This window comes from Streptomyces spectabilis, assembly GCF_008704795.1.
Lineage (GTDB): Bacteria > Actinomycetota > Actinomycetes > Streptomycetales > Streptomycetaceae > Streptomyces > Streptomyces spectabilis.
In genome coordinates this window covers 188,810-212,860 of the sequence record NZ_CP023690.1, presented here as the reverse complement: position 1 = coordinate 212,860, position 24,051 = coordinate 188,810, and the positions used below count along the sequence as shown (strand labels likewise).

At 69.1% G+C, this 24,051-nt stretch carries 16 protein-coding genes and 5 pseudogenes; 8 read left to right on the top strand and 13 right to left on the bottom strand.

The window, feature by feature from the left end; translation table 11 throughout:
• The first annotated feature begins 26 nt into the window (after positions 1-26).
• Positions 27-281, top strand: coding sequence for an acyl carrier protein (locus CP982_RS00880; RefSeq protein WP_150508676.1), 255 nt, complete (start codon positions 27-29; stop codon positions 279-281).
• Positions 282-576: 295 nt separating this feature from the next.
• Positions 577-1,443: a helix-turn-helix transcriptional regulator gene (locus CP982_RS00875; protein ID WP_245004344.1), complete on the top strand. Its 867-nt coding sequence runs from the start codon at positions 577-579 to the stop codon at positions 1,441-1,443.
• A 307-nt stretch (positions 1,444-1,750) separates the two neighbouring features.
• Here CP982_RS00875 and CP982_RS00870 read toward each other — a convergent pair whose 3' ends face one another.
• The 8 genes and pseudogenes from CP982_RS00870 to CP982_RS00835 form a co-directional block, all read right to left on the bottom strand.
• Positions 1,751-3,427 (bottom strand): ABC transporter family substrate-binding protein, encoded by a 1,677-nt coding sequence (locus CP982_RS00870; protein WP_184925821.1) that lies wholly within the window; start codon positions 3,425-3,427, stop codon positions 1,751-1,753.
• 83 nt (positions 3,428-3,510) lie between these two features.
• On the bottom strand, positions 3,511-5,640 hold the full coding sequence (locus tag CP982_RS00865; RefSeq protein WP_150508674.1) for a dipeptide ABC transporter ATP-binding protein: 2,130 nt from the start codon (positions 5,638-5,640) through the stop codon (positions 3,511-3,513).
• Positions 5,637-6,536: an ABC transporter permease gene (locus CP982_RS00860; protein WP_150508673.1), complete on the bottom strand. Its 900-nt coding sequence runs from the start codon at positions 6,534-6,536 to the stop codon at positions 5,637-5,639. Before CP982_RS00860 ends, CP982_RS00865 begins: the two co-directional genes overlap by 4 nt.
• A 1-nt stretch (position 6,537) precedes the next feature.
• The gene (locus CP982_RS00855) at positions 6,538-7,518 is read right to left on the bottom strand and encodes an ABC transporter permease (RefSeq protein WP_150508672.1); all 981 of its coding nucleotides are present in this window, start codon (positions 7,516-7,518) and stop codon (positions 6,538-6,540) included.
• 609 nt (positions 7,519-8,127) lie between these two features.
• Positions 8,128-8,959, bottom strand: a pseudogene (locus tag CP982_RS00850) (IS5 family transposase).
• A gap of 353 nt (positions 8,960-9,312) precedes the next feature.
• The gene (locus CP982_RS00845; protein WP_229879410.1) at positions 9,313-9,903 is read right to left on the bottom strand and encodes a chemotaxis protein CheB; all 591 of its coding nucleotides are present in this window, start codon (positions 9,901-9,903) and stop codon (positions 9,313-9,315) included.
• Positions 9,904-10,126: 223 nt separating this feature from the next.
• Positions 10,127-10,359 (bottom strand): annotated as a pseudogene (locus CP982_RS43185) (transposase); the annotation flags it as partial.
• A 389-nt stretch (positions 10,360-10,748) separates the two neighbouring features.
• Positions 10,749-11,498: an SDR family oxidoreductase gene (locus tag CP982_RS00835; RefSeq protein WP_150508670.1), complete on the bottom strand. Its 750-nt coding sequence runs from the start codon at positions 11,496-11,498 to the stop codon at positions 10,749-10,751.
• Positions 11,499-11,591: 93 nt separating this feature from the next.
• Here CP982_RS00835 and CP982_RS00830 point away from each other — a divergent pair, with 93 nt between their 5' ends.
• From CP982_RS00830 to CP982_RS00810, 5 genes and pseudogenes are all read left to right on the top strand, one after another.
• On the top strand, positions 11,592-12,431 hold the full coding sequence (locus CP982_RS00830) for a LysR family transcriptional regulator (RefSeq protein ID WP_150508669.1): 840 nt from the start codon (positions 11,592-11,594) through the stop codon (positions 12,429-12,431).
• A 110-nt stretch (positions 12,432-12,541) separates the two neighbouring features.
• Positions 12,542-13,537, top strand: coding sequence for an Lrp/AsnC family transcriptional regulator (locus CP982_RS00825; protein ID WP_150508668.1), 996 nt, complete (start codon positions 12,542-12,544; stop codon positions 13,535-13,537).
• A 256-nt stretch (positions 13,538-13,793) separates the two neighbouring features.
• The gene (locus tag CP982_RS00820; protein ID WP_150508667.1) at positions 13,794-14,903 is read left to right on the top strand and encodes an alkene reductase; all 1,110 of its coding nucleotides are present in this window, start codon (positions 13,794-13,796) and stop codon (positions 14,901-14,903) included.
• Between the two features lie 80 nt (positions 14,904-14,983).
• Positions 14,984-16,126 (top strand): site-specific integrase, encoded by a 1,143-nt coding sequence (locus CP982_RS00815; protein ID WP_229879411.1) that lies wholly within the window; start codon positions 14,984-14,986, stop codon positions 16,124-16,126.
• 239 nt (positions 16,127-16,365) lie between these two features.
• Positions 16,366-16,876, top strand: a pseudogene (locus tag CP982_RS00810) (GNAT family N-acetyltransferase).
• Positions 16,877-16,986: 110 nt separating this feature from the next.
• Here CP982_RS00810 and CP982_RS00805 read toward each other — a convergent pair.
• Both CP982_RS00805 and CP982_RS00800 read right to left on the bottom strand, forming a co-directional pair.
• Positions 16,987-17,829 (bottom strand): IS5 family transposase, encoded by an 843-nt coding sequence (locus tag CP982_RS00805; RefSeq protein ID WP_150508666.1) that lies wholly within the window; start codon positions 17,827-17,829, stop codon positions 16,987-16,989.
• Positions 17,830-18,265: 436 nt separating this feature from the next.
• Positions 18,266-19,042 (bottom strand): alpha/beta fold hydrolase, encoded by a 777-nt coding sequence (locus CP982_RS00800; protein WP_150508665.1) that lies wholly within the window; start codon positions 19,040-19,042, stop codon positions 18,266-18,268.
• 112 nt (positions 19,043-19,154) lie between these two features.
• Between CP982_RS00800 and CP982_RS00795 the strand changes: the two genes are divergently transcribed.
• On the top strand, positions 19,155-19,982 hold the full coding sequence (locus tag CP982_RS00795) for a helix-turn-helix domain-containing protein (protein ID WP_144323997.1): 828 nt from the start codon (positions 19,155-19,157) through the stop codon (positions 19,980-19,982).
• Between the two features lie 1,043 nt (positions 19,983-21,025).
• On the opposite strand, the pseudogene CP982_RS00785 reads toward CP982_RS00795, so the two are convergent.
• The 3 genes and pseudogenes from CP982_RS00785 to CP982_RS00775 form a co-directional block, all read right to left on the bottom strand.
• Positions 21,026-21,629, bottom strand: a pseudogene (locus CP982_RS00785) (transposase family protein); the annotation flags it as partial.
• Positions 21,630-21,690: 61 nt separating this feature from the next.
• Positions 21,691-22,523: pseudogene (locus CP982_RS00780) on the bottom strand (IS5 family transposase).
• Between the two features lie 63 nt (positions 22,524-22,586).
• Entirely contained in the window at positions 22,587-24,041 is a 1,455-nt protein-coding gene (locus CP982_RS00775) for an NAD(P)/FAD-dependent oxidoreductase (RefSeq protein ID WP_150508664.1), read from the bottom strand.
• Positions 24,042-24,051: the final 10 nt, after the last annotated feature.

Below are 24,051 nucleotides of genomic sequence, written 5' to 3'. Positions count from 1 at the left end.
CCACCCAGACCGCCCCTGGAGCCACCGTGACCGCTGTCCCTTCGCCCGCCCTCCCCGATGTCGCACAGACCGTGACCGCCCGCTGGATGGCCGTCCTCCAGCAGGACGAGGAACTGGAGGACTACACCTTCTTCGAGCTGGGCGGCACCTCCATCGCGGCCAGCCAGCTCATCCTGCAACTGGGCCGGGACTTCGGGCAGCGCATCCCGCTCACGGCGCTCACGAACCATCCGACGCTGCGCCAGTTCAGGGATCATTTGGTCCAGATCGTGACGCGGTAGCCCCCGCGGCCGGGGTTCAGTGTGTCGGCATTTTTAACGCGTCGTGAAGCCGATTCGTGACGCGTTGACGCCGGTCTGGTGATCAACTTCAATGCTTGGGTCCCCCACAAGATCAAAAACGGGGCGAGGCGCGATAACAGCGCGCGGGGGCGCCTGCAGTGAACTTGAAAGGCCCGACATGCTGAACACCTTGGGGATGGATCCTCTCGCGGAATCTCTGTACAGGGCCATGGTGGCCCATCCGGGAGAGCCGATCGCCGGTCTCGCTGCACTGATCGGCGCCGAAGAAGCCGAGGTGGAGACGGCCTTGTGCACTCTGAGCGCCCTCGCCCTCACCCAGGGGGACGGGGAGGGCTTCAGGGCGCTGAGCCCCCAGGTGGCCATGGGAATGATCCTGGCCCGGCGAAAGGCGGAACTGGCCGCCGCCCAGCAGAAACTGGAAGAATCCCGGGTGGCGGCGACGCGGCTGATCGCCGAATGCTCCGATCTCATTCCCGCCGTGGACGACCCTGAATTCGAGCGGCTGCACGACGCGAGGGAAATCCAGCAACGGCTTGCCGCGCTGGCGTCCGAGACCGTGCAAGAAATCATGACCTTCGCGCCGGGCGGGGCGCACTCCGCGGAGGACCTGGCCGCCAGCAGGGAACCCAACGCGGCCCTGCTCGGCCGCGGCGTGCGGGTGCGCACCGTCTACGTGGAGAGCGGCCTGAAGCACCAGCCCACGCTGGACCACATCGGCTGGCTGCACGCGCAGGGCGCGGAGGTGCGCACCGCGGCGGGACTGCCCATCCGGATGATCGTGTTCGACCGCCGCCTGGCTGTGCTCCCGGTGCGGATGTCGGACGCCCGGGCCGGAGCGATCGTGACCCGGGGCGAAGGGTTCGTGGCCGCCGGAGTGGCCCTCTTCGAGGCCGTCTGGGCCACCGCGAGCCCCCTCGCCGCGGGGCCCGGCGCCGACGCCAGTGGCCTCGCCGCGCAGGAGGCCGAAGTGCTGCGGCTCCTGGCGAACGGCTTCACCGACGAGGCCGTGGGCAAGCGCCTCGGCGTCTCCTCACGCACGGCCCGCCGCATCACGGCCGACCTCATGGAACGCCTCGGCGCGGCGAGCCGCTTCGCAGCGGGCGTCCGGGCGGTCCAACAGGGCTGGCTCCCCGCCGAGTGACCGCCCGCGCGGCGCCTTTCCCTCCCCGGCGGCCGCGACTTGGTCATTTCAGGAAAAATGCAAGTAGGCTGCTTCGGCGGCAACGGGGAACGCTCGGCCGGAGCCGTTTGCCGTGAGCCTCTAAAGGCCTCTAAAGGGCGATCTATGGCCACGTCTGAGCAGGTGAAGAGAGCCACCCAGGCAGGCGCCCGATGCCCGGGCCGCGGCGGCCCGCCGCGTGAGGAGGAGCTGCGCCTTCCTCGCGGGACGGGCCGCCGCCCGGGCCGTTCACAACGCCACCGTGGCGTTCCCCGGCCGCCGCGGAGCGCTACTTCTCCCAGCCCACCGTCTCCGGCAGCGGGCTGTAGAACATGGTCGCGCCCACGTTCGCCAGGCCTTTCTTGACGCTGTACGTCGACGGGCCGCTGAAGAGCGGGAGCAGGGCGTAGTTCCGCAGGGCCTTCCGCTCGACCTTGTTCGCCGCTGCCGCCTGCTGATCCAGGTCGGGGATGTCCGCCGTGGCGCGGATCTCCTTGTCCAGGGCGGGGGACCCGGCCCCGGTGAGGTTGGATTCGCGGTCCGAGCAGTAGAACTCGCACAGAGCGCGGGCCCCGAAGGGATCCATGGAGCGGTTGCCCGAGAGGATCAGATCGAACTTCCGCTCGTTGAGGACGCTGGCGAAGTCCGTGTCGGCGGCCTTCTTGATGGTGAGGCGTACGCCGACCGGCTTCAGCATCGCGGTGAGGGCGCCGGCGGTGGCCTTGCCCAGCGGATCGTCGCCCAGAAGCGTGTAGCCGATCTCCAGCTTCTCGCCGTCCTTCTCCCGGATCCCGTCGCTCCCGGGCTTCCAGCCCGCCGCGTCGAGTTCCTTCTTCGCCTGCTCGGGGCCGTACTTCAACACGGCCGATACGTTGTCCTTGTAACTCTTCTGGAAGCTGTAGAACAAGGCAGAGCCGGGCAGCGGCTCCTTGTAGTCCAGGCCCTGGAACTGGATCTTCGCGATCTGCGTGCGGTCGATGCTCTCCTGGATCGCCTTGCGCACCGCCTTGTCCCCGAGGACCGGCGACTTGGTGTTGAAGCGGAGCGAGTACTCGAACGGGCTGCCGCCGCTGCGGATCTCGGTGCCCTTCAGCCCCTTCAGCTGCTTCAGGCTCTCGGCGTCGCCGGGGGTGACGTAGTCGAGCTGGCCGTTCTTGAAGGCGTTGAGGGCGGCCGTCGACTCCAGGTTCACATACACGCGCTTGTCGAGCTTGCCCCTCTTGCCCCACCACTTCGCGTTGCGGACGAAGGTGATGTCGCCCGAGTGGGTGTCCCACTTGCCGACGGTGTACGGGCCCGCGCCCCACTCGGGGTGTGCCTTCTTCACGTACGCCTTGTTGAAGTTGTCGACCTTCGCGGCCTTCGGGTGCAGGAACGTGGAGAAGAGGCTGGGCCAGGAGGCGTAGACGCCCTGGAAGGTGACGACGGCCTGCTTGTCGTCCTTGCCGCGCGTGACGCTGGTGATCTGGTCGTAGCCCTCCGTGGTCGAGGCCGCGTAGGCCTTGTCGGAGCCGTTGTTGGCCTTCCACGTGGCCTTGATCGCGGTCCAGTCGATCGGTGTGCCGTCGTTGAAGGCGGCCTTCTTGTTGAGGGTGAGCGTGACCTTCTGGGTGCCGCCCTTGACGGACACCTTCACATCGCTGAAGTAGTCCGGGTTGTACTGCACTTCACCGGTCGGCGAGAAGGTGATCGCGTTCGCGTTGTACCAGCTCCACACCCGGGTGGCCGTCAGCGTGGAGTTGACGTTGAACGGGTTGCCCTGGTCGTCGAAGGTCCCCGCCGTCGTGTACGTCCCGCCGTCCTTGAGCTTGTCGTACGGCGTCGGGTTGTAGTCAGCGGCTCCCGAGGCGGAGGTCGGGGTCTTCGCGTCCGGGCCGGCGCCGGCCTCGGACGAGGACTGACACGCGGTGGCGGCGACGGAGATGGCGGCTGTCAGAGCGATGGGCAGGGCCAGTCTTGCACGCATGAGAGAGGGTCCTTGAGTTGATGGTGTGACGTGAGGTGGGAGTGGATGCTCGGCCGGCAGAAGGGGCCGAACAGGGGCGCCGGTTACGCGGCGTGGCAGGCGTACTCGTGGCCCGGCTGCCCCGGCACCGGCCTGGGCGCGGGGCGCTCCGTGCGGCAGCGCTCCCGGACGTCGTCGCCGGCGAGGCGGTACAGGGGGCAGCGGTCGATGAACACGCAGCCGCGCGGCAGGTCCGTGGCGCTCGGCTGTTCGCCCTTCAGGACGATGCGTTCGCGAGCGCGTTCGCGCTGCGGGTCAGGTACGGGGACCGCCGAGAGGAGCGCCTGGGTGTAGGGGTGCTTGGGGTCGGAGAAGAGGGTCTCCGTATCGCCGGTCTCGACGATGTGGCCCAGGTACATCACCGCGACGCGGTCGCAGACGTGACGGACCACGGCGAGGTCGTGCGCGACCATGAGGTAGGCGAGTCCCAGCTCGCGCTTGAGCCGGGTCAGGAGGTTGATGACACCGGCCTGTACCGATACGTCCAGGGCGGAGAGCGGCTCGTCGAGGGCGAGCAGTTTCGGGCCCGTGGCCAGGGCGCGGGCGATGCCGACGCGCTGGCGCTGGCCTCCCGAGAGCGCGGCGGGGAAGCGGTCGCTCACCGAGGCGTCGAGGCCGACGAGCGTCAGCAGTTCGTGGACGCGGGAGCGGATCGCGGCGCGGTCGCTGCCGACGGCCCGCAGGGGTTCGGCGAGCAGCTGGTGGACGGGCAGGCGCGGGTCCAGGGCGCCCAGCGGGTCCTGCATGACGATCTGCACGTCGTGCCGCAGGGTGCGCACGTGCCCGCCGGAGCGGGTGGCGGGAGTGTCGACCGCGGTACCGGCATGGACGCCCGACTTGGCCCCGACCTCCCTTCCCGCGATCTCGATGCGACCGCCCTCGGGCCGTTTGAGCCGCAGGATCTCCATCAGCGTGGTCGTCTTGCCGCTGCCCGACTCGCCGACCAGGCCCAGCGTCTCCCCGGTACGCAGCTCGAAGCTGACCTGGTTGACCGCGTGCAGCGTGCCGACCCGGCGCTTGATGAACGCGCCCTTGGTGACGGGAAACGTCTTGACGAGGTCCTCGACGCGCAGCACCACGTCACCGCTCCCGGCGGCGCGCTCCGTGTCCACCCGCTGGTCGACGGGGGCGACACCCCCGGTGGGGTCAAGGGTGCCCTCGGCCATCTCGGCGGCGCGCAGGCAGGCCACGTCTCCGTGGCCGGTGACATGGCGCAGCTCCGGTTCGTCGGAGCGGCACGCGTCGAGCGCGACGGCGCAGCGGTTCGCGAAGGGGCAGCCGTCCGGCAGGCCCGAGAGGGCGGGCGGCTCTCCGCCGATGGGTACGAGGGGCCGGCGGGCCCCGCCGTCCACGGTCGGCACCGCGGCCAGGAGGCGTGCGGTGTACGGCATCGTCGGCCGGCGGAACAGCGCGTGCACGTCCGTCTTCTCCACGAAGCGGCCCGCGTACATGACGGCGACGTCGTCCGCGTGGCCGGCCACGACGCCGAGGCCGTGGGTGATCAGGACGAGCCCGGCGCCGGTTTCCTTCTGCGCGAGCCGCAGGACGTCGAGGATCTGCGCCTGCACGGTCACGTCGAGCGCCGTGGTGGGTTCGTCGGCCACGAGGACGCTCGGCCGGTTGGCGATCGCCAGGGCGATGACCACGCGCTGGCGCATGCCGCCGGAGAACTCGTGCGGGAAGGCCGAGGCCCGTCTGCGGGGGTCGGGGATGCCGACGAGGTCGAGCAGTTCGACGGCCTGCTCCCAGGCGGCCTTCTTGGACAGGTCCTGGTGGACCCGCAGTGCGTCGGAGAGCAGTCTGCCCACGGAGAAGATGGGGGTGAGCGCGGACAAGGGGTCCTGGAAGACCATGCCGATGGAGTCGCCGCGTACCCGCGACAGGGCTCGGTCGTCGAGGCCGATCAGGTCCTGACCGCCGAGCAGGACCTGGCCGCGCAGGTCCGCGGTGGGTGGCAGCAGGCCCATGACGCCCATCGCGGTGGCCGACTTGCCCGAGCCGGACTCGCCGACGATGCCGAGGGTCCGGCCGGGCAGCACATCGAAGCTGACGCCGCGTACCGCTTCGACGCGCCCCGTCTCGGAGGGGAAGGAGACCCGCAGGTCCCGAACGGAGAGCACGGGAGCGGCACCGGCGGCGGAGACCCCGTCGCGCAGGGGAGTGGTGAGGGTCATCGTCGGCCTCCCGCCGCGCCGGTCACAGAGGTGGGGTCGAGGGCGTCGCGCAACCCGTCGCCGATGAAGGTCATCGACACGGTGAGCAGCACGACGAGGCCCGCGGGAAAGGCGAACAGCCAGGGGGCGCTGGTGACGGTGGTCGCCCCGTCGGCGAGCATCGTGCCGAGGGAGACGTCCGGCGTCTGGACGCCGAAGCCCAGGAACGACAGCGCGGTCTCGCTGAGCACGGTCGACACGACGCCGAGCGTCAGGTTGACGATGAGCAGGGAGCCGAGGTTGGGAATGATGTGGCGCAGGATGATGCGTGCCGGGCTCACACCCATGAACTCCGCCGCCGTCACATAGTCCCGCTCGCGCAGCGAGGTCGAGACGGACCAGATGACCCGGGCAGTGGACATCCAGCCGAAGACGGTGAGGACGAGGATGAGGACGCGCCAGTCACCGGCCAGGTGGTTGGACACCAGGGCGAGGACGAGGAACGAGGGCACGATCAGCAGGAAGTGGATGAAGCCGAGCGTCAGCCGCTCCACACGCCCGCCGAAGTACGCGGCGCTCGAACCGATGACCGCGGCGACAAGAATCGTCAGGACGGACACGCTCACGGCGATCACCAACGAGCGCCGCAGTCCGTGCACCGCGCAGGCGTAGATGTCGTTGCCGCCCTGGTTGGTGCCGAACCAGTGCAGGTCGCTCGGCGGCTGGGTGAGGGAGGTGAAGTCGGCGTCGGTGTGGGCGTAGGAGGTGAACAGGCCGCCGAAGACGCTGAAGAGCACGAGCAGCGCGAAGATCACGACGCCGGCGACGGCGAGGCGGTTGCGCAGGAAGCGGCGCAGATAGAGCCGACCGCGGCCGAGGTCGCGACGCGCCCCGACGGTGTGGAGCGTTGCCGTCATGTCAGCTCACCCGCACCCTCGGGTCGAGGAAGACCGTGGCGATGTCCGCGAGGATCGCACCGACCGCGGTGAGCACCGCGGCGAACGCGGCCGTCGCGACCGCTCCGTGTACGTCGTTCTTGCTGATGGTCTGGATGAAATAGCGGCCCATGCCGTTCCAGCCGAAGATCGTCTCGGTGATGACGGCTCCGGTGAAGACGGCGGGCACGCTGAACGCCACGGAGGCCGCCGTCGGGATCAGCGAGGCCCGCAGTGCGTGCCTGCGGACGGCCTGGCCGCGGGTGAGGCCGGTGGCCTGCGCCGTACGTACGAAATCGGCGTTGACCGTGTCGAGCAGCAGCGAACGCTGCGTCAGGTGGTAGCCCACGTAGCCCATCAGCGTCAGAGTGAGCGTCGGCAGGAGCAGGTGCAGGAGGCGGTCGCCGATCGTCGGCAGCAGTCCCTCGACGTCGGGTGAGTTCTCCCCGGCGACGTAGAGGAAGTCGAGCCCCGCGTGCTGGTTGAGCCAGATGGCGACGAAGACGACGGCGAGGGCGGCCACGGACGCCGGGATGTTGAACACCGCGATGGAAATGGCCTGTGAGATCCGGTCGGCCGCACCGTACTGGCGAGCGGCGGTGTATACGGCAAGCGCGACGCCGATGACGACGGACAGGACGGTCGCCGTGATCACCAACTCGGCGCTGACCAGGGCGCGGTAGCCCACCTCGCCGTTGACCGGGACACCGGTGGGTGACGTACCCCAGTCGAAGTCGAGGGCCACCGACGTGAGCCAGTGCCACCACCGCTCCACCAGCGGCGTGCCGGGGTCGAGGTTGTACGGGGCGAGGGCCCGGGAGATCTGCTCCTGGCTGGGGGCGGGGCGCAGCTCCTTGAAGTTCGATCGTGGGTCGAGGAACCAACTGGCAAGGAAGTAAGTGGCGTTGGTAGCGACCACGATCATCAGGATCCAGCCGCCCGCCTTGCGCATCACATAGCGCATGGTGCGGACCGCCCCCTCACCACACGCGCGGGACGCGCCGGATCGGCGCCGGGGAGACAGGTTGAGTACATGTGCGGTGGAGCTTTCTCTGGGCGTGCGGATCGAGGTGCCATGAAGGGGGCGCACGCCAGCTTGTTGTGCGGTGGGTGACTACGCCAGCTTTCAGCGGGTTTCGCCACGAGGCCGCAATGTTGCGGCAGGACCTGCAATGTCGCTGTAGCAAAACGATCTTTGGTGGGGGCTGGAACGGGCTGATGGCGGCAGGGCTCCGACCGCCTGGCGCTGCGGGCCGTGGGGCCACGATCACCCGCTTGGACACCTTCGTCGAGCGCCGCCCGCAGGGGCGTGTTGATCTTGGGGGAGGTCTCGTATCCCGCGAAGGGAGCGACATGCCGCGGACATGGCGTGAACTCCTTGCGCAGGTGCACGACGATGCAGACAGATGCCGGCCGCTGGGCTGCCGGGCACCCAGGGGTGTAACGGGCCTGCGCGCGCAGGGCGCCGCTGAGACGCCGCGCGCAGGGCTCGCGTGATCGGGACAGCGCCGCGCGCATCGCGCGCGGCCCCCTTACTGAGTGTTTCGCCCTGTGAGGTGTGCTTGATCCCGGGTCAGGTGCCGCGCCAGTTCGGGGTGGCTTGGCCGGTGATGCGACGGGCCATGAGGTCGATCATGGCGAGGTGGATCATGGCTTCAGACCGGGGGGTCGTAGTCGCGGGCGAGTCGGCGGTGGTGCATGAGCCAGCCGATGCTCCGCTCAATCGTCCAGCGTCTCGGGATGACCGTGAACCCCTTGACGCCCGGCGGGCGTTGGGCGGGGTGGACGTCGATGCCCAGGCGGGCGCCGTGGTCGATGGCGGTGGTGCGGTAGCCGGCGTCCGCCCAGGCCTTGCGGATGCGCGGATGAGCCGCGGCGATGCGGGACAGCAGGGTCACGCCGGCCGCGGTGTCGGACACGCTGGCGGCGGTGACCAGCACGGTCAGCAGTAGGCCCAGGGTGTCGCAGCCGAGATGGCGTTTACGGCCAATGATCCGCTTGCCCGCGTCGGTGCCCTGGTCGGCCAGGGGTACGTTGGCGGAGGTCTTGATCGTCTGGGAGTCCAGCACGCAGGCCGACGGTTCGCCGTCGCGTCCTTCGGCCTCCCGGACCAGGTGCCGCAGCAGCCCGGTGAGCTGGGCGAAGACGCCGTCCTGCTGCCAGCAGGCAAAGTAGTGGTAGGTCGTGGGCCAGGGCGGGAAGTCGTGCGGCAGGTAGCGCCAGGGGACGCCGGTGCGGTCCACGTACAGGATCGCGTTCATCAGCGCGCGCAGGTCGTGCTCGGGCGGACGGCCGATGTCCAGGCCGCGGCTGCGGCGCTCGGCCCGCCAGGCGGTGAGCACCGGCTCGATCAGCTGCCAGCGTTCGTCGGACAGGTCGCTGGGGTAGCCGCTGTGGGCGGTCATGTTTCAGATGTGCTGCGCGGTCGCCGCCCCGACCAGCGGTCAAAGCCCACCGAGCAGGCCCGGGTTGGGATCAGACAGGAGGCATCGGGATCAAACAGCCCTCTGGCGCCTCACGTCGAACGGGCGGCCCGCCTCTCACTTCAGTGCCGTCCTGTCAGCCGCCTCGAACCATCACGTAACGGATTCGGACAGGGCGAAACACTCAGTAAGGGCTGCAGACAGCGTGCGGAACGCTTGGAGGTAGACCTCAGCGTGCAGTTGCACCCGCCCGAGGTAGGCGATGGCGAACCTGCTGCTGAAGCAGTCATGTCAAAGGAGCGCGGCGGGTTGTGTCGGGGAAGGCGTTCGTAACCTCAACGTCGCACCAGCCGCATGATGGTCGGTGCGATGTCCTTGAGGGGCAGGACGAGGTCGGTCAGGCCCGTGTTGATCGCTGAGCGGGGCATGCCGTGGAACTCGGCGGTGTCCGGGTCCTGCACGATGACGGTGCCACCGTGTGCCTTCACGGCAGTAATGCCTCGGGTGCCGTCGCCGTCGGTTCCGGTAAGCACGCAGGCGATGGTCTTCGAACCGTAGGCTTTCGCGGCCGATTCGAAGAGCGGGTCGGCGGCCGGCCGGGAGAATTTCACCGGCGCCTCTTGTGTCAACGCGAGCTTGCCTGCCGTGCGCACGCACAGGTGCTGGTCGGGCGGGGCGATATACACCGATCCCAGGCGCGGCTCTTCCCCGTCCTGCGCCAGTTTGACCTGGAGGCCGGTGCGGCGGGACAGCACGGGGACGATTTTAGTCTCGCGGCCGCGGCGCAGGTGCTGCACCACCAGCACGAACGCCGGCAGCTCGCTGCTCAGGCCGCCCAGCAGCGTTCCCAGACCCTCAACTCCGCCCGCGGAGGCGGCCAGCAAAACGCAACAGTGATCAGATGCAGAGGAAGAGTCGGTATTCACGTCAGGAGAGTAGCCACTGGAGCCGCGTAGTCGGCGATGCGGCTCCAACTGCCTCGGACAGTCGGTCATGGCTCGGGGGCTGGGAGCCTGCGATGGGTGATTACGTCCAACTCCACCTGGATCGAGAGCAGAAGACCGACCGGGAGATCAGAAGCCGCTCCGCTCACGCCGCCTGGAGAGCCGCTGTGGGGCGGACGGCGGCCGCGGTGAGGTGGGCCGCGGGCCGGGCGAGGCGGCGGGACATCAAAATGATGAGCGCACGGTTGACCATTGTTTCCGCATGGACGGGCAGCCTCTCGTAATCTCTGACCAGCCGTCGTGCGTGCAAGATCCATGCGAGGGAGCGCTCCACGATCCACCGGCGCGGCAGCAGCACGAAGCCACTCGCACCTTGGGGCGGCTGACAGTCTTGACGGTCAGCCCGAGAGACGTCCTGGCCCAGGTGACGAGAGTGCCGCGGGCCGGAAGCGGTAGAGCGGGCCGCTGCTCTTGTCGTTCGTCATCTGCCACGTGCCGGCGCGGACGAGGGCCTGCACTGTCGGAGGCTTCGGCGGGTGAGAGGTGGCAGAGCGCGGCGAGCAGGTCCTCGTCTGCGGTGTGGATGCCGTCCGGCAGACGGCACGTGTACTGGTGGGCACGGGCGGCGCGGGGCGTCAGCTCCTGGCGGTCGTTGGGCACGGTCTTTCTCCTGAGGCTGGCGGGGGCGTGCTGGAGTGTTCGGGTCGGCTAGAGCGGGAGGTGGGGGAGCACGCTGAGTCTCACCGGGATTTCCTGTACCGCGACTACTCACACCCGCCGTCGGACTGATGTAGGGAGTCGTCGTCGTTCGGTATCCGAAGGCCAGCTCACCAGGGGACGACCTCGTTGTCGTCGAACTGCTGGCCGGTCGGGCCGTCGTCCGGGAGGGTCGCAAGACGGATGGCGATCGCCGCGCCCTGCTCGGGGGTGTGGGTCCCGTTGAATCCGTTGAGGTCGGTGGCCACGTAGCCGGGGCAGGCGTTGTTGATCAGGATGCCGGTGCCGCTCAGCTCCTTGGCGTACTGGATGGTGAGGGCGTTGAGGTAGGTCTTGGTCGGCGCGTAGCCCCCGCTGATCCCTCCGAGGTCGACGCCGGGCGTGGTCTGCAGGGTCATGGAGCCGACGTGGCTGGACTGGTTGACGATCCGCGGGTGCTCGGAGCGGTGCAGCAACGGGAGCATCGCGTTGGTGACCCTGATGACGCCGATGACGTTGGTCTCCACCAGCCGCCGCACGGTCTCCAGGTCGACGGTCGTGGGTTCGTCCGGCCAGCTGCCGGCCACGCCGGCGTTGTTGACCAGTACGTCGAGGCGTCCCGCCCGTTCCTCGATCAGTTGGACCGCGGCGCTCACGCTCCCGTCGTCGGTGACGTCCAGGGGTACGCCGAACGCATCGGCACCAGCGGCGCGCAGCTTCGCCACGGCGTCCTCCCTGCGCTGCCCGTCCCGGGCGCCGACACCGACGCTCCAGCCCCGTGCGCCAAGACCGGCCGCGATCGCATACCCGATCCCCTTGTTCGCGCCAGTGACCAGTGCGACCATGTTCTCGCTCGTGTTCTCGCTCATGACAGCGAGCATGCCCGCGCCGCCGCCGGGCACCAACACCCTCTCGGTAGTGCGGCGATACCCGAACGGTATTGATCTGCCGGCTGCCGTCACTAGCCTGGGCTCATGGAGATACGCGAGCTGAGGTACTTCGTCGCCGTCGCCGAGGAACTGCACTTCGGCAAGGCCGCCCAGCGCCTCGGGATAGCTCAGCCGCCGCTGTCCCGCACGATTTCCCAGCTTGAGCGGCGGCTCGGCATCGCACTGCTGGAACGCACCAGCCGCAAGGTCACGCTCACCGAGGCCGGGGCCGTACTGCTGAACGAAGCGCGCGCGATCCTCAGCGCGGTGACCGCAGCTGAGCGGCGTACCCAACGGGCCGCAACTACACATCCCAGCCTCGTCCTCGCCGTCAAATCCGGCACCGCAGGCGAGCTGCTGACGAAACTGCTCGACGCCTACGCCGCCGAACCCGGCGCAGCCACCGTTGATCTGCTGCTCTGCGAGGCACACCAGCATCAGCAGCTGCTGCAGGACGGGCAAGCCGACGTGGCCCTACTGCACCTGCCCTTCGACTCAGCAGCCGGGCTCGACACCGAAACCCTGCGCACCGAGGGACAGGTCGCGATCCTGCCGGCCTCACACTCGCTCGCCGGCCGCTCCCAGGTCCGGATGGCCGACGTCGCCTCATTGCCAACGCTCCCGGTAGCCCGCTGGCCCGGTCCCGGCGGCAGCTACCCGGAAGGGCTGGGCCCAGAGGTACGGAACCTGACACAGGTCTTCCAGCTGATCGCGCTCGGCCGTACCACCGTGGTCCTTCCCGAGTCGGCCGGCGGCGACCTGCGCCGGGACCTCGCCGCCGTGCCGGTCCTGGACGCTCCGCCCGTGACGACGGTGATCGCCTGGCCGCCGCACAGCCGCCTTCGCACAGTCGCTGACCTGATCCGCGTGGCCACACGTCTTTGAACTCCGATGAGCGGGGCGGCCGCCCGACGACAGCCCCGTTCAAGCAACTGGCAGCCCAACGCTCCGGGACAGCTGCCCAACCCGGAAGATTTCTTGGACGGTGGTTCGTGATGAGTGGGGTAGGGCTGGACGAGATCGACCGGGGGCTGCTGCAGGCGCTCCAGATCGACGGGCGGGTGGCATTCAGCGCCGTCGCGGAGATCCTCGGAGTGTCGGACCAGACGGTCGCCCGCCGCTACCGCGCGCTGCGCGCGGGCGGTGCGGTGCACGTACGGGGCACGACGTGGCCCGAAGCGGTCGGCCAGGAGGTGTGGTTGGTGCGCGTGCAGTGTGCTCCGGAGGCGGCCGGCGCGCTGTCGCGCTCTCTGGCCCGCCGACCGGATACCTCCTGGGTGCTGGAGATGTCCGGAGGTGCGGAGATCCTGAGCATGCTGCGGATCGGCCCGGCCTCCACGGCCCTCGCCCAGCTACCGCGCACACCCCGGCTGACGGGCGTCAGTGCCCACTGCGTCCTGTACACGTTCTGCGGGGGCGCCGTCAGCCCGCTGGTCAAGCACGGCCCGCTCACCACCGCGCAGTGCGCCGTGCTGCCGTCGCCCGCCACGGCCCCGGACCGCGACCGCGCGGTGTTGTCGGACCAGGATCAGGCGCTGCTGGACGCGCTGGCCGAGGACGGCCGCGCCGGCTACCGGGCCCTGGCAGCCGTCACGGGCTGGTCGCAGACCTCGGTGCGACGTCGGCTCGCCGAACTGCGCCGTACCTCGGTGGTGTACTTCGACATCGACTTCGATGCCGCGATGCTTGGTCTGCGGTCGCTGGCCTCGTTGTGGCTGATGGTGGAACCGGGCGCGCTGTCCGCTGCCGGGGAGGCACTGGCCGCCCACCCGGAAGTGAGCTTCGCCGCCGCGACGACCGGCCCGGCCAACCTGTACGCCAGTGTGCAGTGCCGCGACACCAAGGCGCTCTACGCCTACCTGACCGGCCCGGTGGCACAGCTCCCGGGCATCCGGTCGGTGGAGACCGCACCGGCGACACGCACCATCAAGCAGGTCGGCCGCCCGCAGGAGGGCGGTCCCGCCCGGCGCATGCCACGGCAGCGGCCCTGAGCCGGCCGGATCGCCTGAAATAGCCTGCCGTGAACCTCCGACACCCTGCTCGTCGGTGTGTCAGAGCTCGTGTCCCCTGCCCCGCCCTGCCTCCGTGACGAACCGTTCCATGAAGGCGAGGAAGAAAACGCTGCGGTCGGACGCGCTGTCATCGGATATCGCCAGAACTCCCGGGCCGGCTGGTCGTGGAGCGGGCCGGTTGTCAGGGTTGGCAACTGCCGCACCGGCTCTGCCACCCGTAAAGGAACCGCACCTCATGACCACCGCCTTCGCCCCCATCGTCCTGGGCTCGCTGACGCTGCCCAACCGCATCGCCATGGCGCCGCTGACCCGCCGCCGCGCCTACGGCGAGGGGCTGTCCGCCACGGCGCTGATGACCGAGTACTACGTGCAGCGCAGCACGGCGGGCCTGATCATCGCCGAGGCGCTCCAGCCCAGCCGCGTGGGCCAGGGATACACCGACACCCCCGGCCTGCACGACGAGCGGCAGGTGAGGTCCTGGCGCCCGATCACCGACGCGGTGCACGCGGCGGACGGCCGGATCTACGCCCAGCTGATGCACGCCGGGCGCAACAGCCACCCCGAACTGCTCGGCGACGGGCTGCACCCCGTCGCCCCCTCCCCCGTGGCGGCCGACGGGATGGTGCGCATCAGCAGCGCCGAGCCCGCCGTCCGCAAGCCCTACCCCGCACCGCACGAACTGAGCATCACGGAGGTGCGGGAAACGATAGAAGACTTCGCGCAGGCCGCGCACAACGCCATCCGGGCCGGCTTCGACGGGGTGGAACTGCACGGCGCCTATGGCTACTTGATCCAGCAGTTCCTCTCCGACAACGCCAACCACCGCAACGACCGCTACGGCGGCTCCATCGCGGGCCGTATCCGCTTCGTGCTGGAGCTGGTGGACGCCGTGGCCGCCCGGATCGGTCCGCGACGCCTGGCCCTGCGGATCTCACCCGGCTGCCCCGCCTTCGGCCTCACCGAGACCGACGTCGATGACCTGTACCCGGCCCTGGTGTCCGAGCTGCGGGGTGACCTGGCCTACCTCCACATCTTCGAGTTCCCCGGTCACCGGGCGCTCACCAGGCGCCTGCGCGCCGCCTGGCCGTCGGTCTTCATGCTCAACCCGCACGAGACCCCCGAATCCTGGCCCGCTGGGCCGGGCGACCTGCACCTGATCGAAGACGGCCTGGCCGACATCCTGGCCTTCGGCACCCTGTACATCTCCAACCCCGACCTGGTGCGACGGCTCCGCACCGGCGGCGCCGTCGCCCCGGCCGACCAGGCGACCTTCTACCGCGGCGACCACCGCGGCTACACGGACTATCCGGCACTGACCGAAGCCGGTGTGCACGCGACGCCCTGACGGTCGGGTCAGACCAGGAGGACGACGGCGCCGGACACTCCCACCCTGCACTGGTTCCGCTGTTCGACCTGCTGGTGGCGATGGACAAGCCCAGGAGCGGGCTGGCCTGGCTGGAGATGCGCCGCGGCCAGCCGGGAAACGCCTCGCAGTTGCTGCGTCGGCTCGGCCTCGGCGAGATCCCGCTGACCCACGACGCCTTCCACGAGCTCCAGCCCTGGCGGGCCGCCGCTCACCTGGAAGAACTCCTGATGACGTGCGGAGTCCTGCCCGCGGTCGACAAGTACCTGTGTTCCTTCCAACGCTGGCTTCCCGGGCATCTGGCCCGCATCGCCGACCCCGAGCACGTCAAGACGATCAAGCTCTTCGCGACCTGGCGTGTCCTTCCTCGGCTGCGGGCCCGAGCCGAGCGAAGCCACATCACACCCAGCGTCCGACGGTTCGCCGCCGAGCAGATCAAGTACGCGACCGCATTCCTGCAATGGCTCGGCGAGCGCAACAGCACTCTCGCGTCCTGCGGCCAGATCGACATCGACGCCTGGTGGTCCGGGAACACCGAACACGGCCGCACCTGCCTGCGAGCCTTCCTCAGCTGGGCGATGCAGAGCCGCCGCTGCCGCCGCACCCTCTCCATCCCCGCGATGAAGGTCTCCCGGCGGGCCGCGCTCAGCGAGGACGAGCGCCTCGATGCCCTTGGCCGACTGCTGACCGACGCGGAGATTCCGATGCGTCTGCGTGTCGCGGGAGTCATCGTGCTCCTCTACGCGCAGCCCGTGAGCCGCATCGTCCGGCTCGGCGTCGACGACGTGATCCGCGAGGGCGACAGCGTGCTACTACGGCTCGGGGAACCCGCCTCACCCGTTCCCGCACCGGTCGCAGCCCTGCTGCTGGAGCACATAGCGAACCGCGACAACATGAACATCGCCACCAACCCAGCGTCCCGCTGGCTTTTCCCGGGCCGCCGAGCCGGCCAGCCGTCCCGCCCGGATCATCTGTCCGCGCTCCTGAACGAGGTCGGGGTCCCGGCCGCCGCTGCCCGCGGCGCCGCCATCCGGCAGCAACTCCTCGAACTACCCGGCCCCGTCGTCGCGGATGCCCTCGGCTACCACGACAAGACCACCAGCCGCCTCATCAGAGAGACCGGCGGAGCATGGAGCCGATACGCCCCAGGAGATCACGCAAGGTCACCAACAGGCTGGCTTCCTCGGCGAGCCAGCGACAGTTGAATACGAGAGCCCACCAGTACTCCGTGCAGGACAGGCTCTCGCACTCACCTGCTAAGATCTCCACCAGTAGTGAGCCTTCCTGGCCCGGATACGACATCCGCCGGGGAGGCTTTTTTCATGCCCTGGGGCCGCTTTTCCGGGGACCAGCGCTGATCAAATGGACGTCAGTCCCGAGCCTCGGTATCGCCGATCCGCGCATACGGAGCTCGCTGGTTGACCACCTCTGCAAAAGGAGTCTCGTGCCAGACGTATCCATTCGCCTCGCAGGTATCGCCGACCGCCCCATAGTTGAGCGGTTATGGCTGATGTTCCGCCATGACATGTCGGAGTTCGACGGTCTGCTGCCCAACGCTGACGGAACCTTCCGCAGCGACCGGCTCCACATGGCCTTCTCTGAGCCCGACTGGGCGCCGTACCTCCTCACGAGTGGTGACAGCCCTGCTGGGTTCGTGTTCGTCCGCAGTTTTGACCGTCCCGACGCGCGTGCTGAACAGCTTTTTCGTGGTGCGCGGCGCGCGGCGGACGAGGATCGGACTGCTCGCCGTTCAGGAGATCGTGGCCAGGCACCCAGGCTCGTGGGAAGTTGCGTTTCAGGATTCCAACATCGCCGCAGTGCACTTCTGGCGTCGCGTCGCCACGGAGATCACCGACGACGCATGGACCGAGGAACGCAGACCGATACCAGGTCGGCCCGACTTGCCTCCTGACGTCTGGATCTCGTTCAATACCCTCGCGGTGACTCACGACTGAGCATCAAAGCAGGGACGCCGCCGAGCACACTCGGCGGCACCACCCACAGTGGCCTGGGCAAGACAATGAGCCACCGAGCTGCTTTAGAGGTCGCGCAGATAGGCGTGTATTCATGGGCTGCGGTGTGGGCGTGCGTCCCAGCGGTGAGTCATCCATGCCTGACGTATCAGGCTACGTACGGTGATGACGGCGTCGGCGAGGTCGAAGGAGGCGTCAATGACGGTGAGCCGGCGCTCGTAGCAGCGGGCGAGGCGGTGGAAGGCGTTCTGCCAGGCGTGGGTGCGTTCGACGTGCCAACGCTGGCTGGCTTGGATGGGCGCCTTCTCCCCCTTGTGCGCGATGCGTCCGTGCAGGCCGCGTTCGCTGAGTAGCGCGCGGGTCTTGTCCGAGTCGTAGCCGGCGTCCAGGTGCACGGTGATGTCGTCGGGTAACGGCCCCAGGTCGTCCAGGCGGTCCGGGGTCGGGGCGAGCAACGGGGAGTCGTGGCGGTTGGCACCGGCCAGGACGCGGCCCAGGGGAATGCCGTATCCGTCCGTCATGCCTGAGCGTTTCAGGCCCTGTTTGCCGCGGTCGACCGGGGAGCGGCCGGACACCTCGCCGCCTCCAGGGGCTTTGGTGATCGAGCCGTCGACGGCGATCTGGTCGAGGACGAGGCCGACGATTCGGTCGTAGGACTCCAGCGCGATCTGCTTGAACCTGGCGAAGACGCCGAGTCGTATCCACTCGTTGCGGCGGTTGCGGATCGTGGTGGCCGAGCAGGTTGTGTCGGCGATCGCCTGGTAGGAGCAGCCGAAGCGCAGGAGTTGCAGCATTTTGTCGAAGATGATCCGGTCGCTGATGCGCGGGCGGTGGCAGCCCAGCGGATGGTCCGGGTGGTACTCCGGCCGCTCGGGCAGCAGGGACGCCAATTGGTCCCAGAGCGGTTCGGTCAGCCGTGATGGCAGCACAGGCACAGGTCTCCCCAATGAGTGATGTGCATCGTGGTCACGGCTCTGGGCAGGAGAACTACTCGCGCTGCTCGTCGGCTGGTGTCCACGACGATCAGGTCAGAGGCCACGTGGCCTTGCCGCGGGCTCGAACTTGGTCCGCAGACGTCCCCGGGCCACGAGGCGGTCAAGTCGTCGCTGCTCGGCTCGTAGAGCGACAGCAGACCCTCGACGTCACCGGCCTACAGGTAGTCCATGAACAAGGGCCCCACCTGCTGAGCGTGTCTCGGCACGGCGCCGGGCGATGAGACCGACCTGCTTGTCGCCCCGGTCGGCGGCGGCAAGAGGTCTGGCTGGGGTGCGTATCAACGCGGGAGGGTCGGGCCTAGGCCTCGCACTGTCACGCGGCGGGGCGTCCCGCGGGTGATCGGGGACGAAGTCGATTTTCAGGCCGCGCAGATGGTCAGGCTGCTGGTGCGAATGCCGTGATTGCGTCGACGAGGTCGGCCGGAGCTTCCAGCGGGATCAGGTGACCCGTGTTCGGAATCACCGTGAAATCGGCTCCGGAGAGGTAGGGCACCAGGTTGTTGACGAGCACGTCGACGGGCTCGACATGGTCGTTCTCCCCGGCGACGACGAGGGCGGGGACGCTGATCATGCGGGTGTGCTCGCAGACGTCCTCCGCGATGCCGCGCAGCGGCCACTCCGTGCGGGCGGCGTCGGTGCTGGCCCGCGAGTCGGTCGCGATCTGCGACTTGATCGATTCAGGCAGCTCGGTCGCGGTGAGGATGTGATCCCGTGCGCCGGCGACGGACTCGTCGGAGTCGTAGGCGTGGGAAAGGCCTTCCCGGTACTCGGGAGTGATCCCTGCGGCGGGCTTCGCCGGACCGGAACCGACGAGGATGATCCCCCGGAGGCCGACGGGCCGGGTCGCCGCGATGAGCTGCGCGACCTTGCCACCCATGGAATGTCCGACGAGGACGTAGTCGGTGACGCCCGCGTCGGCGATCACGGCGAGCGTGTCATCGGCGAGTTGGCGGAGGGTGTAAGGGCCGGCCAGGTTGCTCGAGCGACTCCACCCGCGGAAGTCGACAGTGAGCATGTCGCGTCCCGCCAGGCGGTCGACGACGAGGTCCCAGGTGCGGGCGGATCCACCCCAGTAGTGCAGAAACACCAGGGTCGGTCCGGTCCCCGGCCGGTGGTCATAAGCGGGCAGTAGCGGCTGCTGCGTCGTGTTCATCGTGAATCTCTCGATCAGTGTTCTGGGGCGGTTGTTCTGTGTGTTCATTGAATCTCTGCCGCTGTGCCGGGGCATCGGCATGACTGGTCGCCTGATGGTGGAAACTGGACAGATGACTGTGATCCGGCAGATGACCTACCAGCCCGTCGGGCGCCGTGCCGCCACTGTCGAAACCATGACGTTCGACCGCCTTCGCGAGCTGAACGACGGCGGGACACAGCGTGCCGACTTCCACGTCCTCGCCGTCGTCGATGCCGGGCACGGATCCGTCACCGTGGACTTCCTCCGACATCCGCTCCAGGAGCGGTCCGCGGTGTGGGTCGCTCCTGGAGCTGTGCACCGATGGGATGACATCGCTGGCGTGGCTGGGCACGTCGTGCTGTTCGTGCCGACCGCGCCGGTCACCCACGCCACCCGGGAGCTCGTCGGGTCCCCGGACCTGGTTGCACACTGGAACATTCCCGACGCCGACTGGCCGTTCGTCGACACCGCCCGCAACCATCTCCTCCTCGAAGCATCCGCCCCACCAGGGGATAGCTCGACGGAGCTGCCCGAGATCCTGCTCTCCGCGCTCATCGCCCGGCTCCGGCCCCCGCACGCCGAAGCACGGTCGATCAATCCGGTGTTTAGACTGTTCCGGTCCAGCGTCGAAGCGCACTACCGGGAACATCACGACGCCGGCTACTACGCCCGGACACTGGGATACGCGCCCCGCACCCTCTCAAGAGCGGTGCAGCAGGTCACCGGCCGCAGCGCGAAGGCGTACATCGTCGATCGGATCGTCCTGGAAGCCAAACGGCTCCTCGCACACGACCGCCTCACCGCGGCCGCCTGCGCCAACACGCTCGGCTTCCCCGACGCGTCCAACTTCTCGGTGTTCTTCCGGAAGGCGACCGGCATGCGCCCGGGCGCATGGCAGGCGACGGTGGCCGTCGAGTGAGGGGGTCTACTTAAGAATGGCACTCAAATCCATGATCACAGAGTGTTGCACCTCCGTGATCGCCAGGGCCCAGTACCCGCCTCGCTGTTTGGGTACCACCGCGCCTATCTGCGCGGACTCTTAGCTACATACAGTCAGCATCGCCCTGGCTTCCCCCAAGAACCGGCGACGGTTAAATACGCGAGCCCACCAGTACCAACCCCGTATGTGCTGACGGTCTGACGGCAAGGTGGCGATCCCGTATGACGCAGCGGAATGCTGGGCTGGCGGTCCGTTAGGGGGATGTGCGGGGGGGCATGACGCGGGGCGGAAGATCGCGGTCGTGGTGCTGGCGGCGGCGGGCATCGTTTCGACGCCGTTGGTCTGGCTGTTGGACAGCCCGGGTGCGGGGGAGCTGGCCGGGGCCTCCATCCAGGGCGCGGTCGGTATCGTGGCCCTGCTCTGGGTTGTGGTCCAGCGCCCGCCGCCTGCCGGGCCGACGGACTGGGCCGTTCGGACAGGGAAGGCCCACCGTGGGGGCGTCAGCGGCATCAAGCGGCCCGGTGGCTGGGGCCGTGGCAGGGCGACCGCCCAGCGGACGGGAGAGGCCAGCGGCTTCCCCGCGCCCAGCTTCCTGGCCATGAGGACCTCAATCACCTGATTCGGGTCAGTTGAAGCCGCCCGGCGGGGCCGCAGGTGAGAGGGCCCTTGTCAGGCCCGGGCCGGGCCTGGGTCCGCTCTGCCTAACTGCCGGTCGCCGTCACAAACGTGGCCACTGCACGGCAGAGCAGTGTCGCCCCAGGGCGGGTGCTGCTTGCGGGGTGCCTTGCGGTGGTTGCTCTTCGCCGCGTTCCGTACGGCGGCTTCGTTCCAGGAAGGCTGCATGCCGCAGGCGCCGCGGGTGCGGTCCCGGGGAAGGGCTGTAGCGCCGAGGCCGCGGGCGGATCTGCGCCGGCGGCTGAAAGATCACCGTGCTGCGGAGGGCGGCACCGGCGCGGGGGAGTCCGTCCTGGGTTTCCGGTAGTGCGGGCGGCTGGCGTGCGCCCCGTGGCACGTGGTGCCCGGGGGAGTGGCGGACCGCGCCGCTGGCGTTTGCGGTGCGGCACCACCAGGCCGGTGTTGAAGTACGCGCCGTCGCCCAGCACGGTGACGCCCTCGCAGTGCCGGGCCAGCCCGGAGTTCCGCCACACCTGGGCGTCGGCCTTTGTTGCCCGGGGCCGGGCGGGCGGTTGCTACCACCAGGCGCGTGTCGGCATCGATGATGACCTGCACGTTCGCCGAGAACCGGTAGTTGCGCGAGGAGGCGGCAATGGTGCGGTCGCGGACCGGGATCAACGTGCCGTCCACGATCCACAGCCGGTCCGCTGCGTCCGCCGGAGGCGTCACCGGCTCCAGCGTCAGCAGTGGTCCCAGCTTTCGGATCACTCGGCACACAGTGGCCGGCGAGACCCCGAACAGCGGCGCCAGCTGCCGCATGGTGAGGTTCGTGCGGTAGTACACGGCCACCAGCAGCACCCGCTCGCCCAGCGGCAGACACCACGGTCGCCCCCTCATGGTGCCGTTGCCGCCTCGCTCGCGCACCACCTTCAGCAGCCGCTGGAAGGCACCGAACCGCAGCCCGGTGAACGTCTCCACCCACTCTCGCTCAGCCCTCAGCACCCCAGCCATACCCAGAAGGTGCCCAGCTCACAGCCTTCTGCAACAGGCTTTAGGGGTTGTCGTGAAAGTGTCACGCCCACATCAGGAGCGACGCGAGGGTGATGGCTGCCTGGTAGGACTCGGCGGTCTTGTCGTAGCGGGTGGCGATGCCGCGCCATTGCTTGAGCCGGTCGAAGCACCGTTCCACCACGTTGCGCTGCCGGTAGGCCGCCTTGTCGAAGGTCGGCGGTCGCCCGCCCCGGCTGCCGCGGCGGAGCCGGTTGCGGATCTGGTCGGCCCGTTCGGGGATGGTGTGGCGGATGCCGCGCCGTCGCAGCCAGACGCGGATGGCTTTGGAGCTGTAGCCCTTGTCGCCCAGGACATGGGTGGGCCGCACGCGGGGCCGACCCGGCCCGATGCGCGGCACCCGTATCGCCTCCATCACGGCGGTGAACTGGATGCAGTCATTGGTGTTCCCGCCGGTGACAGTGAAGGAGAGCGGGCGGCCCAACGCGTCGCAGGCGAGATGAATCTTGCTGGTCAGGCCGCCTCGGGAGCGTCCGAGGCCGGGGGCGCGAGGCCCCCTTTTCGGGCCCCGGCCGCGTGCTGGTGGGCACGCACGATGGTGGAGTCGACCGACACCAGCCAGTCGATGTCGCCTGCCGCGTCGGCTCTGGTCCGGGCGGCGTGCAGCATCCGCTCGAACGTGCCGTCCTTGGCCCAGCGCCGGAAACGGGTGTGCAGCGTGGCCCATGCCCCGTACCGCTCGGGCACGTCCCGCCAAGCCGTGCCGGTGCGAAACTTCCACACGATCCCGTTGAGGATCTTCCGGTCGTCCAACCGCTTGCGCCCCCGCAACGACGCGGGCAGCAGCGGCCGGACGAACTCCCACTCGGCATCGGACAGTTCATGGCGACGTATCACCCCACCATGATCCACCACCCAAGATCGTCATTTGACGACAGGACCTAGAACAGTAGGACAAGCTCACGTCTGCGGCGGTGACCAGTATGTGGTCGCGTTGTCGGCGGTCGTGGCCCTGGCTGGTGCGGGGGCTGTTCCCCTGGGGGCGCCCGCCGGGGGTGGCCAGCTGTGTCCTGGCTGTTGGCGGGCTGGGCGGGCGGTCACGACCCGAGTGACGAGCCTTGGGGTGAGCAGCGCGGAGGGACGGGAGGTCATGTTCACCACGTTGAGGAAGGTTTTCTGGACGTGCGGGTCGCGGGTGCCGGCGCGGATGACGTGGGTGAGGTAGCGGCCCAGGATCCGTTGGGTAGGGGTCAGGGCGGGGCCTTCGGTGGTGGGGAAGCGTGAGTCTGCGGTGGTGGAGAGCAGCCAGCAGGTGTCGTGGAGTGTGGCCAGTCGCCGGTGGTAGGCGGCGGCGAGGCCGTCTGGGCCGTGGTGCCGTTCGAGGCAGTGGTGCAGGAGGTCGGCTCCGAGGACGGCGGCGGTCATGCCCTGGGCGTAGATGGGGTTGAAGCAGCAGGCTGCGTCGCCGAGCAGGACGAAGTTGCGGGGCTGGGTGGTGAGGTTCTCCATGTGCCGACGGCGGTTGGCGCTGGTGTGAGTGGTGGTGACGGGCGTCAGCGGGGTGGCGGTGGCGAGGGCGTCGGCGAGGGCCGGATGGTGCAGGGTCCGTGCGTAGGGGAGGAAGTCGGCTTCGGCGTTGGTGGGTTGGTCGTCGCCGATTCCGCCGAGTGTGACGATCCACCGGCCGCCTTCCAGTGGGGAGATGATGCCGCCGCGGGTGGCGGGGGCGGTCATCATGAGGTAGCAAACGAGCCAGGGCGGTGGGGGGTACGGGATCTTGTAGGTCCTGGTGGCGTAGGCGAGGTGGGGGTCTACGACCGTGGTGGGCGGGCGGGGGTGGCCGAGGGCCGCGAGCCAGTGGGCGGCGCGGGAGCCGCGTCCGGTGGCATCGACGACGAAATCGGCGTCCAGGGTGTCGGCGCGGCGGTTGTCAGTGTTGCGCAGAGTGACGCCGGTGACCGTTGTTGCCGTGCCGATGAGTCCTTCTGCCCGGTGCCGGGGGAGCAGGGACACTGGGGGCAGGGCGGTGACGCGTTGCCGAACCGCCCATTCGAACAGGGCACGGCTTGCGGCGAGGACGTGGTGGCCGGAGGTGAACCGGCTGCCCCAGCCGTGGATCGTGCCCCAGGCGTAGTCGGCGCCGATGTCAACGGGGACCGCGCCGCGTGCCACCAGGTCACTGCTGATGCCGGGCAGCAGGCGTTCCAGGACGCGCAGGCCCTGGACGAACAGGCCGTGGGCGTGGTTGCCCTGGGGTATGCCGGATCGGGAGTGCGGCCCGGCGGGCAGGCTGTCGCTGTCGACGATGGTGACGCGGGGGAAGTGGTCGGCGAGCGCCAGGCCGGCGAGCAGGCCGGCCATGCCGGCGCCGAGCACGACGGCGTGCTGGCGCCGGGGCGAGGGGGAGCGGGGCATCGCGGACTCC

What these genes read in the sequence shown, in the direction of transcription:
- CP982_RS00870 (WP_184925821.1), bottom strand. Translation starts at nt 3,427, where the DNA reads ATGCGTGCAAGACTGGCCCTGCCCATCGCTCTGACAGCCGCCATCTCC.
- CP982_RS00860 (WP_150508673.1), bottom strand. Translation starts at nt 6,536, where the DNA reads ATGACGGCAACGCTCCACACCGTCGGGGCGCGTCGCGACCTCGGCCGC.
- CP982_RS00795 (WP_144323997.1), top strand. Translation starts at nt 19,155, where the DNA reads ATGACTGTGATCCGGCAGATGACCTACCAGCCCGTCGGGCGCCGTGCC.
- CP982_RS00775 (WP_150508664.1), bottom strand. Translation starts at nt 24,041, where the DNA reads ATGCCCCGCTCCCCCTCGCCCCGGCGCCAGCACGCCGTCGTGCTCGGC.
- CP982_RS00800 (WP_150508665.1), bottom strand. Translation starts at nt 19,042, where the DNA reads ATGAACACGACGCAGCAGCCGCTACTGCCCGCTTATGACCACCGGCCG.
- CP982_RS00815 (WP_229879411.1), top strand. Translation starts at nt 14,984, where the DNA reads ATGGACAAGCCCAGGAGCGGGCTGGCCTGGCTGGAGATGCGCCGCGGC.
- CP982_RS00835 (WP_150508670.1), bottom strand. Translation starts at nt 11,498, where the DNA reads ATGCTCGCTGTCATGAGCGAGAACACGAGCGAGAACATGGTCGCACTG.
- CP982_RS00820 (WP_150508667.1), top strand. Translation starts at nt 13,794, where the DNA reads ATGACCACCGCCTTCGCCCCCATCGTCCTGGGCTCGCTGACGCTGCCC.
- CP982_RS00825 (WP_150508668.1), top strand. Translation starts at nt 12,542, where the DNA reads ATGAGTGGGGTAGGGCTGGACGAGATCGACCGGGGGCTGCTGCAGGCG.
- CP982_RS00855 (WP_150508672.1), bottom strand. Translation starts at nt 7,518, where the DNA reads ATGCGCTATGTGATGCGCAAGGCGGGCGGCTGGATCCTGATGATCGTG.
- CP982_RS00865 (WP_150508674.1), bottom strand. Translation starts at nt 5,640, where the DNA reads ATGACCCTCACCACTCCCCTGCGCGACGGGGTCTCCGCCGCCGGTGCC.
- CP982_RS00830 (WP_150508669.1), top strand. Translation starts at nt 11,592, where the DNA reads ATGGAGATACGCGAGCTGAGGTACTTCGTCGCCGTCGCCGAGGAACTG.